We start from the raw sequence: 13,580 nt of genomic DNA, 5'->3' as shown, positions 1-13,580 counted from the left end.
AAAGCACAGGGAGGTGACCATGACCGACTACGGCTATGACCTGGGTCAATACAGCTGCCCGGTGACCACCGCCGCGCCCGAGGCGCAGCTGTGGTTCGACCGGGGCCTGATCTGGACCTATGGCTATAACCATGCCGAGGCCGCCGCCTGTTTCCGCCGCGCGCTTGAACATGACCCGGACTGCGCCATGGCCCATTGGGGCCTCGCCTATGCCAGCGGCCCCAATTACAACATGCCGTGGGAGCGCTGGGACAGCGCCACCCGGGCCGAGGCGCTGGCCACATCTTTTGACGCGTCCCAGGCCGCGCTGGCGCGGGTCGCGGGCTGTACCCCGGTCGAACAGGCGCTGATCCGCGCCCTGCCCGCGCGCTATCCGCAGCGGGAACTGGACGCAGACATGCACCGCTGGGACCATGATTTCGCCGATGCCATGCGCGCCGCCTTTGCCGCGCATCCCGGTCACCTCGACCTGCGCGCGATCTATGCCGAAAGCCTGCTGAACCTGACCCCGTGGAAGATGTGGGATCTGGCCACCGGCCAGCCCGCCCCCGGGGCCGCCACCCGCGAGGCGCAGGAAGTGCTTGAAACCGCCCTTGGCAAGGCCCCGGGCGCGATGCGCCATCCGGGCCTTCTGCACCTCTATGTGCATCTGATGGAGATGTCGCCCACCCCCGAAAAGGCGCTGAAGGCGGCGGATGTGCTGCGCACATTGGTGCCCGATGCCGGTCACCTGGTGCATATGCCCACCCATATCGACGTGCTTTGCGGCCAGTATCACGATGTGGTGCGCTGGAACCGCCGCGCCACGCTGGCCGACTGGAAATATCTCGATCGCGAGGGCGCGTTCAACATCTACACCGGCTATCGCATCCACAATTGCCATTTCGCCATCTATGGCGCCCTGTTTCTGGGCCAGATGCAGCCCGCGCTGGAGGCCAATCGCGATCTCTGGGCCTCGGTCCCCGAAGAGATGCTGCGCATGGAAAGCCCGCCCATGGCGGATTACTTCGAAAGCTACATGGCGATGGAACCGCATATCCTGATCCGCTTCGGCCAATGGGACAGGGCCATCGCGCTGGAGCCGCCCGCCGATCCCGACCTGTACCGCTGCCTGACCGCAACCGTGCATTACGCCCGTGCCGTCGCCTTTGCCGCCACCGGTCGGGTGGCCGAGGCGGAGGCCGAGGAACAGGTGTTCCTGACCGCCGCCGCCCGGGTGCCCGAAAGCCGGCTGCTTCACAACAACCGCGTCGTCGACCTGCTTGAGATCGCAAAGGAAATGCTGCGTGGTGAGATCGAATACCGGAAGGGTAACTATGATCTGGCCTATGCCCATCTGCGTCGCTCGGTCGAATTGGACGACAATCTGCCTTATGATGAGCCCTGGGGCTGGATGCAGCCCACGCGCCACGCCCTGGGCGCTCTGCTGTTCGAACAGGGTCACGTGGACGAGGCCGAGGCGGTCTATCGTGCCGATCTTGGCTTGGGTGGTCAACTCAGCCGCGCCGCCGTTCACCCCGATAACGTTTGGAGCCTCAAGGGCTTGCACGACTGTCTGAAAGCGCGCGGCGAGGCGGTCGAGATCGTCCAGATCCGCCAGCGGCTGGATCTGACGCTGGCACGTGCCGACCGGGCGGTCGGGGCCTCGTGCTTCTGCGCCCAGGCGGCAATGCGGGCGGCGGGATGAGCATGCGCGCGGTCCTTTTGCCGCTTCTGCTGAGCCTCGCCCAACCGGTGCTGGCCGAACGCCAGAGCTTCCCCCCCAGGGACGAGGCCGCGGACAATCCGGCCGTTCTTGCCGCGCGCGACACGCTGCGCGCGGCAGTGGCCGCGCGCGATCTGGATGGCGTGAGTGCCGCCACCTGCCCCGATCTGAGCCTCAGCGATGACGGCCCGGGCGGGCCGGAAGAGCTGCGCCAGATGCTGACCGTTTCGGAGACGAACTCCGAAAGCGCGGTCGAAGGCCGCTGGCAGATGCTGGCCGAGGCGCTGGCCGCCCCGGGCTATTTCGATGCCGAGGGGGAATTCTGGATGCCCTATCATTGGCGCATCCAGCTGCCAGCCCGGATCGACCCCGCGCAAGCCTTTTTTGTCAACGGCGAGAATGTGAACCTGCGCCAAGCCCCGGACCGGAGCGGGGATATCCTGACGCGGGTCAGTTTCGAGGTGGTACTTGCCGCCGGGTTCGACCCCGAGGCCGAGTATCGGGCGGTGATCCTGTCAGACAGCACACGCGGCTATCTGCATCGCGATTACCTGACACCGATGTCCGGCCCCCGCGCGGCGCTTGTGCAATCGTCCGAAGGCCCTTGGCACCTCTGCACCTTCGCCAGCGGGCGCTGACCGCGCGGGGGGGACAAAATCTTCGGCGAAGATTTTGTGAGCAGATTTTCACTTGAAAATCTGCGTGCTACGCCTTGCTCTTCTTCTCCGCCGCGACCTTTTCGGCCAGATCCCGGGCCACCGCAAAGGCGCCCTTGATCTTGTCCGCATCCGATCGCCAGTCGCGGCGCACCACGATCTTGTTGTCCTTGATCTTGGCCAGGCCCTTTTGCGCCTGAATGAACTCGACCAGCCCCGCTGGCGAGGCGAACTTGTCGTTGTGGAACTGGATGGTCGCGCCTTTTGGCCCGCCATCCAGTTTTGCGATGCCAGCGCGTTTGCACATCGCCTTGATCCGCACCACCAGAAGCAGCGTGTTCACCTCTTTGGGCAGCTTGCCGAAGCGGTCGATCAGTTCGGCCGCGAACCCTTCCAGTTCAACCTTGGTGGTGAGCGACGAGAGCCGCCGATAAAGGCCCAGCCGCACGTCCAGATCGGGCACATAGTCTTCGGGGATCAGCACCGGTACGCCCAGGTTGATCTGGGGCGCCCATTGGTCGTCGGCCTCGCTCAGCCCCTCCATCTGGCCGCTGCGGATCTTGGCGATCGCCTCTTCCAGCATCGACTGGTAAAGCTCATAGCCCACATCGGGCATCTGGCCCGACTGCTCTTCGCCCAACAGGTTGCCCGCGCCGCGAATATCCAGATCCTGGCTCGCCAGTGAAAAGCCTGCCCCCAGTGTGTCGAGCGAGGCCAGCACCCGCAGCCGCTTTTCTGCGGCAGGGGTCAGGCGTACCCTCGGTTTGGTGGTCAGATAGGCATAGGCGCGCGCTTTGGATCGTCCCACGCGGCCCCGGATCTGGTAAAGCTGCGCCAGTCCGAACATATCGGCCCGATGCACCACCATCGTGTTGGCGGTGGGGATGTCCAGCCCGCTTTCGACGATGGTCGTCGCCAGCAGCACATCATATTTGCCGTCGTAGAACGCGTTCATCCGGTCGTCGAGCTCACCCGCCGCCATCTGTCCATGCGCCACCACATAGGTCAGTTCGGGCAGCTGTTCCTTCAGGAAGGTCTCGATATCCGGCAGATCGGTGATGCGAGGCACCACGTAAAAACTCTGCCCGCCCCTGTAATGCTCGCGCAACAGCGCCTCGCGGATGGTGACCGCGTCGAATTCGCTGACATAGGTGCGGATCGCCAGCCGGTCGATCGGCGGCGTACCGATGATCGAGAGATCCCGCACGCCGGTCAGGCTCAGTTGCAGGGTGCGCGGGATCGGCGTTGCCGTCAGCGTCAGCACATGCACGTCCGAGCGCAGCTGTTTCAGCCGCTCCTTGTGACCGACGCCGAAATGCTGTTCCTCGTCGATGATGAGCAAGCCGAGATTCTGGAACCGGATGCCCTTGGCCAACAGCGCATGGGTGCCGATCACGATATCCACCGTGCCGCGCGCCAGACCCTCGCGGGTCTGCTGCGCCTCCTTGGCCGAGACAAAGCGACTGAGTTGCCGCACCTCCAGCGGAAAGCCCCGGAACCGGTCGCGGAAGCTGGCCGCGTGCTGGCGCGCAAGCAGCGTGGTGGGTGCAATCACCGCCACCTGCAGCCCGGACATGGCCGCGACAAAGGCCGCGCGCATCGCCACCTCGGTCTTGCCAAAGCCGACATCGCCGCAGATCAGCCGATCCATAGGCATGCCCGAATGCAGATCGTCCATCACGTCACCAATGGCGCGCAGCTGGTCGTCGGTCTCCTGATAGGGAAAGCGGGCGCTGAAATCCTCCCAGGCATGCGGCGGCGGGTCCATCACCGGCGCCTTGCGCAGAGCGCGCTCGGCGGCCACCCGGATCAGCCGGTCGGCCATCTCTCGAATGCGTTCCTTCAGCTTGGCCTTCTTGGCCTGCCAGGCGCCGCCACCAAGACGGTCGAGCAACCCTTCTTCATGGCCGTATTTCGACAAGAGCTCGATATTTTCGACCGGCAGGTACAGCCGCGCCTCCTCGGCATAGTCGAGCGCGATGCACTCATGCGCGGCACCGGCGGCGGTGATCACCTCAAGCCCGCGATAGCGCCCGATGCCGTGATCCACATGCACCACCAGATCGCCGGGGGTCAGCGATTGGGTTTCGGTCAGGAAATTCTCGGCCTTGCGGCGCTTCTTGGGCTGGCGGATCAGCCGGTCGCCCAGCACATCCTGTTCCGAGATCACGGTCAGGCCGGGCGCCTCGAACCCGTGTTCCAGCGCCCAGACGGCCAGGTGCAGGCCGCGCTTGCCGATGCGGGTGCCGTTTGCCACCGGGATCGCCTCGGCCAGGCCCTCATCCTCGATCAGGCCGGTGAGGCGCTCGCGCGCGCCTTCGGAATAGGAGGCGATCAGCACCGGACCATCCGCCAAACGGGCCTTAAGGTGATCGGCCAAGGCCCCGAACAGGCTGACGTTTTCCAGTGCGCGCTCGGGCGAGAAATTGCGCCCGATCCGGCCGCCCGCGTCGATCACACCGGGGCCGCTGGCCTGCGGCAACGGGTTGAACTGCATCACCCGCCGATCCGCCAGCAGCGCCGACCAATCGCCATCGTCAAGATACAGCAGCCTCGGCGGCAGGGGTTTATAGACACTGTCCATCCGGGACCGGTCCGACATGGCCAGGCGGCGGGTCTCGTACTGGTCCTGGATACTGTCCCAACGCGCCAGGCGGGTGGGCGTCACCTGATCGTCCAGCGTCACGGTGGCACCGGGCAGATAGTCGAACAGGGTTTCAAGCTGCTCATGAAAGAAGGGCAGCCAGTGTTCGACGCCCTGATGCTTGCGCCCGGCGCTCACCGCCTCGTAGAGCGGATCGTCACTTCCGGCGGCGCCGAACTCGATGCGATAGTTCTGGCGGAACCGGGTGATCGCCGCCTCGTCCAGAATGACCTCGCTGACCGGGGCCAGTTCGATCAGGTCCAGCTTCTCGGTGGTGCGCTGGGTGGCGGGGTCGAAGCGGCGGGCGCCATCCAGCACGTCGCCAAAGAAGTCGAGCCGCACCGGCCCGCTGTCACCGGGCGGATAGATGTCGATGATACCGCCCCGGATCGCGTAATCGCCGGGTTCCATAACCGTGGGGCTCTGGCTGAACCCCATGCGGACAAGGAACTGTCTCAGCGCCTGTTCATCCACCCGCCGCCCGACTTGGGCGCTGAATGCCGCCTCGCGCAGCAGGTCGCGCGCGGGCACCCGCTGGGTCGCGGCGTTGAGCGTGGTCAGCAACACGAAACGGTCCGGCATCTGGTGCACCAGCGCTGCCAGCGTCGCCATCCGCGCGGCCGAAACATCGGCATTGGGCGAGACCCGGTCGTAAGGCAGGCAATCCCAGCTTGGGAACACGAAAACCGGCAGGTCGGGCGCGAAAAAGGCCAGCGCCGCCCGCATCGCCTCCAGCCGCTTGTCGTCGCGGGCCACATGCAGCACCGGGCCTCCCGCGCGGGCGACCTCGTTCAGGATAAGCCGGGCGTCAAAGCCCTCGGGCGCGCCGCCCACCAGCACATGGTTCGGTGCCTTCATCGTGACGTGTCCCTGTCCGTTTCCGTCTGTCTAGCCCAGAACCCCGATCGACAGGTTCTGATACATCCCCCAGAGCGAGGTGAAGAAGATCGACACCATGCCGATGATCTGGGTGTAGATCCGGCAGCGCCCGATGGCGCGCGCCAGTTCCTCTCCCGTCAGCGCCTGCGCCCGCACCCGCCGCGCCGTGGACAGGTTCAACAGCGCCACCAGCGACATCGGAAAGGCCAGTAGGAACACTGCCTGCGCGAATTCCATTCCATAGAAGAACCCAAGCATCGCCAGCGCCGACAGCGTGAAACAGCAAAAGGCAAAGATCCACAATCCGGCGGTGTCGACGATATAGAGCATGCGATTCACGTTGACCCGTGCGATATCGTCCAGATCCTGCGCCGCCTGCCCGCCGACCCGACGGGCGCGGGTCACCATGTCATATGGCACGCCCAGAACCCAGTGGCTGGCCGAGGACCAGACCACTGCCAGCGCGATCCAGAACCACAGGTTCGAAAAGCTGCGCATGTCGATAAGTTCGAAGATCGAGGAATACCAATCCAAACGCTCTGCCCTTCCCTCTGGCCGTCATCGCGGCCTTCTATCCCGCCTGCGCGGCCATTGGTACCCTTGTGACCGGATCAATTCCATGCCACCCAATGCACAAATGTGCAAGGAGAGCCATGCATGACACCGACCGTCGCCGCCTTTCCCGCCGCCCGTTTCCGGCGCGCCCGCAAATCGCCTGCGCTGCGTGCCCTCGTGCGCGAGAATACCCTTGGCGTCGACGATCTGATCTGGCCGGTTTTCGTGCGCGAGGGCGAAGGGATCGAGGAACCGGTGCCCTCGATGCCCGGCGTGATGCGCCGCTCGGTCGACAAGATCGCGCAGGCCGCGGTCGAGGCGCAGGCGCTGGGCATTCCGGCCATCTGCCTGTTTCCCTATACCGATGCCGCGCTGAAGACCGAGGACTGCGCCGAGGCCTGGAGCCCCGACAACCTGTCCAACCGCGCCATCCGCGCCATCAAGGCCGCCGCCCCCGACATTGCGGTGATGACCGATGTGGCGCTCGACCCCTACAACATCAACGGCCATGACGGCTATGTGGTCGAGGGTGAGATCGTCAATGACGAAACCGTCGAGGCACTGGTCAGGATGACGCTGGCCCAGGCCGAGGCGGGCGCCGATATCATCGGCCCCTCGGACATGATGGACGGGCGCATCGGCGCCATGCGACAGGCGCTTGAGGCGGCCGGGCATCGCAATGTGCTGATCCTGAGCTATGCCGCCAAATATGCCAGCGCCTTTTACGGGCCGTTCCGCGACGCGGTCGGCGCCTCGGGCGCGCTGACCGGCGACAAGAAGACCTATCAGATGGATCCGGGCAACACGGACGAGGCGCTGCGCCTGATCCAGCGCGACCTGTCTGAGGGCGCCGATATGGTGATGATCAAGCCGGGGCTGGCCTATCTGGACATCTGCCACCGGGTGAAACAGAGCTTTGGCGCGCCCACCTATGCCTATCAGGTCTCGGGCGAATACGCGATGATCCGGGCGGCGGCGCAGAACGGCTGGATCGACGGCGACAAGGTGATGCTGGAAAGCCTGCTGGCCTTCAAGCGCGCCGGATGCGACGGCATCCTGACCTATTTCGCCCCCGAGGTAGCCCGAATCCTGCAAGGCTGACCGCGTACGCAAGCGCCGCGGGCGATAACTCGCCGAACCGAGGCAGTTGTTTGGTGACAGCACGGCCGGTTCGGCGTATTGTCGCCGTCAAGACCGGGAAAACCCGGCTTGTCAGGCAACATTACAGAGATCGAGAGATATGAGCAGTATCCACCACCCCCGACTGACCCGTCGCGGCTTTGCCTTTGGCATTGCAGGCTTGACCGTAACCGCGGCCTGCGGCAATGGCGTCGGCAATTCCAACGCTTCGCAAATCGACGCCCGCGTCAATGCCACACTGACCGAGATGTACGCCCAGTTCCCCAACACGGTCGAGATCTCGCAAAAGGCAGCCGGCTTGCTGGTGATGCCGCTTCTGACCGAGGCCGGTTTCGTCTTTGGCGGCGGCTATGGGCGTGGCGCCCTGCGCATCGACGGTGTGACGGTGGATTATTACTCGGCCGTCAAGGGCAGCGCCGGCTTGCAGGTGGGCGCCCAGCAATATGCCCATGTCCTGTTCTTCATGACCCAGGCCGCGCTCAGTGAATTCCGCCGGTCCAGTGGCTGGGCAGCGGGGGCCGATCTGGAATATGTGGTCAGCGATCAGGGAGACTCTCTGGCCGCCGATACCAATACGCTGCGCTCGCCGATTCTGGCGGCAGTGTTCGGCCGGGCCGGCCTGCGCGTGGGCGCGACCTTGGAAGGCACCAAATATACCCGCATCATTCCCTGATCGGCGCACTCACACCGGCGCGACGTGGTCACGACCGGGCTCTGATCCATCGCAGGGGCGGCCACCGAGCCGCCCTTTCGTTTTCTCTGCCAATCCCCTAGTGTCGCTCGGGAAATCCGAGTTCGGGGAAATCACGGGTCGCTCATGGGTCTGCTCTTTCGCTGGCTACTTCGCCTTGCCGCCGGTCTGATCGCACTTGCTGTCGCGGCTGTGGTGCTGGTCTATTATCTGGCTGGCCAATCGTTGCCTGAATACAACCAGACCCAAGAGGTTGCCGGGCTGACCGCGCCGGTCGAGATCGTGCGCGACACCCATAATGTGCCGCATATCTTCGGCAGCTCGGACCCGGACGTGTTCTTTGGTCTCGGCTATGCCCATGCGCAGGACCGGCTGTGGCAGATGACCATGCTGCGCCGCACCGTGCAGGGCCGTCTGTCCGAGGTGTTCGGCCCGCGCACCGTCGGCATCGACCGCCTCTTGCGTCGGCTCGACCTCTACCGGCTGGCACAGCAGTCGGTCGGCGCGCAGGACGCCTATGCCACAGCCGCGCTCAAGGCCTATGCCGCTGGCGTCAACGCCCGCCTGGCCGAGATCAACGACGAGGCGCTGGGCCGTGGCGCGCCCGAGATGTTCCTCTTCAACGCTCCGGTCGCCCCCTGGCAACCTGCCGACAGCCTGGCCATCATCAAGCTGATGGGTCTGCAACTCTCGGGCCATCTGGAGGAGGAGGTGCTGCGCGCGCGCACCTCGCTGATGCTGAGCGATCCCGCGCGGCTGCTTGATATCCTGCCCGACGCACCTGGTACCGGCACTGCCGCGCTGCCGGAATATGCCGAACTGTTCCCGGACCTGCCCCGCTATGCCGCCGGGCGCGAAACGCCGCGCGATCCGCTGTCGCCCTTGCCGCGCCGGGGTCTGGCCGGGGCGTCGAATGCCTGGGCCGCAGCGCCCTCGCGCTCTGCCAGCGGTGGCACCCTGCTGGCCAACGACCCGCATCTGGGCTTTGCCGCGCCCTCGACCTGGTACCTGGCGCGGCTGGAGCTGGCCAATGGCGGCGTCATCGGCGGCACCATTCCCGGCATGCCCGCGCTGCTGCTGGGACGCAGCGAACGGTTGGGCTGGGGCCTGACCTCGTCCTACATGGACGATCAGGACCTGTTCGTGGAAAAGCTGAACCCCGAGAACCCCGAGGAATACCTGACCCCGGACGGCTACAAGGCCTTTGAAAGCCGTCCCTCGATCATCGAGATCAAGGGCGCGGCCCCGATCACGCTGACCCTGCGTTGGACCGAGAACGGGCCGGTCCTTCCCGGCAGCGTCTACGATCTGGACACCATCACCCCGCCCGGTCATGTGATGTCGCTGGGCTGGACCATGCTGAACCCGCGCGACACCTCGATGTCGGCGGCGCTGGCGCTGGTCAATGCCGGCACGGTGCACGAGGCAATCCGCGCGACCGAAACCTATATCGGTCCCTCTCAGAACCTGACGCTGGCCGACCGCGAGACCGTGGCGCTCAAGATGGTGGGCGCGGTGCCCCGCCGTGACTCGCGCCATCAAAGCCAGGGACGCCTGCCTGCACAGGGCTGGCGGGCCGAGAACCGCTGGCAGGGCCGGATGCCCTATGCCTCGAACCCGGAATTCGTCGGCCCAGTGGGCGGTATTCTGGGCAATACCAACAACAAGCTGCTGGAACGTCCCTTTCCCAACCATGTCTCGTTTGTGTGGGGCGATACCCAGCGGGTGACCCGCTGGCAGAGGCTGATGCAATCGCGCGAGGTGCATACCCGCGACAGTTTCATCGAGGCGCAGCAGGACCCGGTCAGCCCGGCGGCGCGCACCCTGCTGCCGCTCATTGGCGCCGATCTGTGGTTCACCGGCGAGGCCGCGCCCGAGGGCACACCCGAGCGCCAGCGCCAGATCGCCCTGACCATTCTTGCCGAATGGAACGGCGAGATGAACGAACACCTGCCCGAGCCGTTGATCTATGCCGCCTGGCTGCGCGCCCTGCAAAAGCGGCTGATCACCGACGAGCTGGGGCCGTTGGCCGCTGAATTCAAACATGTCGAGCCGCTGTTCATCGAGCGGGTGTTCCGCGACATCGACGGCGCAGCGGTCTGGTGCGACATCCGCCAGAGCGCGCCCAGGGAAAGCTGCACCGAGATCGCCCGGCTGGCGCTGGACGATGCGCTGGTCTGGATCGGCGAGCGGTATGGCACCGCGCTGGAAAGCCTGCGCTGGGGCGACGCGCATCAGGCCACCCATGATCACCCGGTCCTGGGCGAGGTGCCGGTGCTGCGCTATTTCGTGAATATCCGGCAATCGACCAGCGGCGGCGACCACACGCTGCAACGGGGACGCACTTCGGGCGAGGACCCGGACCCGTTCCGCAACGTGCATGGCGCGGGCTATCGCGGGGTCTATGATTTCGCCGATCCCGACAGCTCGGTCTTTGTCATCTCGACCGGGCAATCGGGGCATTTCCTGTCCCGCTATTACGACGATCAGGCACAGCTGTGGCGGCGTGGCGAATATATCCCGATGTCGCTGGATGCCGACCTGGCACGCGCGGCGGCAGTGGGGGTGACCCTGCTGCTGCCCGCGCCCGAATGAGGATGGAGGGCTATGCCGCCGATCTGATCGCGCTGGGGCTGTTGTTCCTGGCGGGTCTGGCCGCCGATCAACTGGGCGCGCGCAGCCGGTTGCCGCGGGTGACGCTGCTGTTGTTCTGCGGGCTGATGGCCGGTTCGGCGGGGTTTGACCTGATCCCCGAGAGCCTCGCCGCCGTCTATCCCATCGTGTCGGTCATCGCGCTCAGCATGGTCGCGTTCCTCTTGGGGGGAGAACTGTCGCTGCGCACGCTCAGCGCCCATGGCCGCGCCATCGTGGTGATCTCGCTGATGGTGGTGGTGGTGACGCAGCTGACCGTTTCGGCCGGGCTGGCGATGATCGGCATGCCGCTGGCGGCGGCGCTGATCGTGGGGGCGCTGGCCACCGCCACCGATCCGGCGGCGACGCTCGACGTGATCCGGCAGGGCCAAGCGACCGGCGATTTCCCCCGCAGGCTCAAGGGTATCGTTGCCATCGACGACGCCTGGGGCGTGTTGCTCTTTGCACTGGTGGCGGTACTGGCCGGAGCGGTCGAAGGGAACGGGTCCGGCCCCGGCCTGTTGGGTGGGGCGCTGGTCGAGATCGCGGGATCGGTTGCCCTGGGCCTGGCCGTCGGTCTGCCCGGCGCCTATCTGACCGGGCGCCTGTCAGGGGGCGAGCCGCTCAGGATCGAGGCGCTGGGGCTGGTGTTCCTGACCGCGGGCCTGTCGCTCTGGCTGGATCTCTCCTATCTGATCGCGGGGATGACGGCGGGGGCGGTGATCGTGAACCTCGCCCATCATCACAAGCGGGCCTTTCGCGAGATCGAGCATTTTGAATGGCCCTTCATGATCGTGTTCTTCATCCTGGCAGGCGCCACGCTGGATCTCGGCGCGCTCTGGGCGGTCGGTCCCCTGCTGATGGGCTATGTGGCACTGCGCGTGCTGGGCCGGGTGCTGGGCGGCTGGGCCGGAGCGAAGCTGGCCGGAACCGCGCAAGCCGAACGCCCGTGGTACGGCCCGGCCCTGTTGCCACAGGCCGGGGTTGCCATCGGCATGGCGCTGATCGCGGGCGATCTGTTTCCGCAATTTGCGGACATGATCACCGCGCTCGCCATCGGCGCCACGGTGGTGTTCGAATTGGCCGGACCGCTTGCCGCCGCCTATGCCTTGCGCCGTGTCAGCGACAACGGTGATCAGAGCGCAGCGTAGCGCGCCGCCTGACGCGGCGTCCAAAGAACGGTCAGGCGGAACCCGTCCTCGGTCTGTTCCTCGGCCTGCACCACGTCCTGCTCGAACAACCAGGCGCGCCGCTTGCCATCGGCAAAGCCCAGGGTCAGCACCGCCTCGCTGCGGGTCTCGGCCAGCGCCTGGGCAATGGCCGACAGCAAAGGCTCCAGCCCCTCGCCCGTCACTGCCGACACCGCAAAGAGCGACGTATCGCGCGCGGTCCGGTCGCGCAGCGCCGCGCGCTTGTCGGGGTCGAGCAGATCGACCTTGTTCCAGACCTCGAATTTCGGCCGCCCCTCGTCCACCCCGAGCGAGGCCAGAATGGCCTCGACATCGCTGGCCTGTTCCTCGGTCGCGGCATGACTGATATCGCGCACGTGAACAATGAGATCGGCGGCCAGCACCTCTTCGAGCGTGGCGCGGAAGGCGGCCACCAGCTCGGTCGGCAGATCCGAGATGAAGCCCACGGTATCACTCAGGATCACTTCGGGCCCGTCGGGCAGCACCACCCGCCGCATGGTCGGATCGAGCGTGGCGAACAGCATGTCCTTGGCCATCACCTCGGCCCCGGTCAGCCGGTTGAACAGGGTCGATTTGCCCGCGTTGGTATATCCCACCAGCGCCACGATCGGATAGGGTACCTTGGCGCGCGCCTTGCGATGCAGCTCGCGGGTCTTGACCACCTTGTCGAGCTGCCGCTTGAGCCGCACCAGCTGTTCGTCAATGGCCCGCCGGTCGGCCTCGATCTGGGTTTCCCCCGGACCGCCGACAAAGCCCAGACCGCCGCGCTGACGCTCCAGGTGAGTCCAGGCGCGCACCAGCCGGGTCCGCTGATAGCTGAGTGCCGCCATCTCGACCTGCAAAACGCCTTCGCGGGTGCGGGCGCGGTCGCTGAAGATTTCCAGGATCAGGCCGGTCCGGTCGAGTATCTTGACCTTCCATGCCTTTTCCAGATTGCGCTGCTGCACCGGGGAAAGCGGCCCGTCGATCAGCACCAGCTCGACCTCGTTGTCATGCAACAGCGTGGCCAGTTCCTCGACCTTGCCCGATCCGAACAGGTGTCCGGGCTGCGGCTTGGCCAATCGCACGATGCCAGATCCGACAACCTCGAGATCCGGCAAGGCCGCGGCCAAAGCCACGGCTTCTTCCAGCGCCGGAACCGGGTCACGGCGATCAAGATCGGATTTGAGTTCGGGGTGCAGCACCCAGGCCCGGGTGCGCGCCCGATCATGTTCCATCAATTGGCGTCTTCGCCCTCATACAGGCTGATCGGCTGGGCAGGCATGATCGTCGAGATCGCATGCTTGTAAACCAGCTGCGACTGTCCGTCGCGGCGCAGCAGCACGCAGAAATTGTCGAACCAGGTGATCACACCCTGCAATTTCACACCGTTGATCAGGAAAATCGTGACCGGAACCTTGGTCTTTCTGACGTGATTCAGGAATGCGTCCTGCAGATTTTGTCTGTCCGAAGCCATTTTTGTTCAATCTCGCCTTTGTTCTTGCAACGC

Annotated in this window: 10 protein-coding genes; 6 read left to right on the top strand and 4 right to left on the bottom strand. The window is 65.5% G+C overall.

Annotation, left to right across the window (positions count from 1 at the left end):
- Positions 1 to 19: 19 nt before the first annotated feature.
- The gene (locus tag AC2FNY_RS00885; protein WP_496801346.1) at positions 20 to 1,687 is read left to right on the top strand and encodes a tetratricopeptide repeat protein; all 1,668 of its coding nucleotides are present in this window, start codon (positions 20 to 22) and stop codon (positions 1,685 to 1,687) included.
- Between the two features lie 2 nt (positions 1,688 to 1,689).
- Positions 1,690 to 2,343: an SH3 domain-containing protein gene (locus AC2FNY_RS00880; protein ID WP_496801345.1), complete on the top strand. Its 654-nt coding sequence runs from the start codon at positions 1,690 to 1,692 to the stop codon at positions 2,341 to 2,343.
- Between the two features lie 67 nt (positions 2,344 to 2,410).
- Here AC2FNY_RS00880 and mfd read toward each other — a convergent pair whose 3' ends face one another.
- Both mfd and AC2FNY_RS00870 read right to left on the bottom strand, forming a co-directional pair.
- Positions 2,411 to 5,863 carry a transcription-repair coupling factor gene (mfd, locus tag AC2FNY_RS00875; RefSeq protein ID WP_496801344.1) on the bottom strand — a complete coding sequence of 1,151 codons (3,453 nt, stop codon included), beginning with the start codon at positions 5,861 to 5,863 and terminating at the stop codon, positions 2,411 to 2,413.
- Positions 5,864 to 5,893: 30 nt separating this feature from the next.
- Entirely contained in the window at positions 5,894 to 6,418 is a 525-nt protein-coding gene (locus AC2FNY_RS00870; RefSeq protein WP_496801343.1) for a component of SufBCD complex, read from the bottom strand.
- Between the two features lie 123 nt (positions 6,419 to 6,541).
- On the opposite strand from AC2FNY_RS00870, the gene hemB reads away from it, so the two are divergent.
- From hemB to AC2FNY_RS00850, 4 genes are all read left to right on the top strand, one after another.
- Positions 6,542 to 7,540, top strand: coding sequence for a porphobilinogen synthase (hemB, locus tag AC2FNY_RS00865; protein WP_496801342.1), 999 nt, complete (start codon positions 6,542 to 6,544; stop codon positions 7,538 to 7,540).
- Positions 7,541 to 7,679: 139 nt separating this feature from the next.
- Complete coding sequence (locus AC2FNY_RS00860) at positions 7,680 to 8,252, top strand: YSC84-related protein (RefSeq protein WP_234166477.1); 573 nt, start codon at positions 7,680 to 7,682, stop codon at positions 8,250 to 8,252.
- A 144-nt stretch (positions 8,253 to 8,396) separates the two neighbouring features.
- The gene (locus AC2FNY_RS00855) at positions 8,397 to 10,865 is read left to right on the top strand and encodes a penicillin acylase family protein (protein ID WP_496801341.1); all 2,469 of its coding nucleotides are present in this window, start codon (positions 8,397 to 8,399) and stop codon (positions 10,863 to 10,865) included.
- Positions 10,866 to 10,867: 2 nt separating this feature from the next.
- Entirely contained in the window at positions 10,868 to 12,052 is a 1,185-nt protein-coding gene (locus AC2FNY_RS00850) for a cation:proton antiporter (RefSeq protein ID WP_496801340.1), read from the top strand.
- Here AC2FNY_RS00850 and hflX read toward each other — a convergent pair.
- Together hflX and hfq are read right to left on the bottom strand one after the other, a co-directional pair.
- A complete protein-coding gene (hflX, locus tag AC2FNY_RS00845) occupies positions 12,037 to 13,308 on the bottom strand; it encodes a GTPase HflX (RefSeq protein ID WP_496801339.1) in 1,272 nt (423 codons plus the stop codon). The two genes, AC2FNY_RS00850 and hflX, sit on opposite strands and share 16 nt — an antisense overlap.
- Positions 13,308 to 13,547: an RNA chaperone Hfq gene (hfq, locus tag AC2FNY_RS00840; RefSeq protein ID WP_011047807.1), complete on the bottom strand. Its 240-nt coding sequence runs from the start codon at positions 13,545 to 13,547 to the stop codon at positions 13,308 to 13,310. Before hfq ends, hflX begins: the two co-directional genes overlap by 1 nt.
- Between the last annotated feature and the right edge of the window lie 33 nt (positions 13,548 to 13,580).

The sequence above is a fragment of the Ruegeria sp. BHSC223 genome, assembly GCF_059613025.1.
This window is presented reverse-complemented; position numbering and strand designations above follow the sequence as displayed.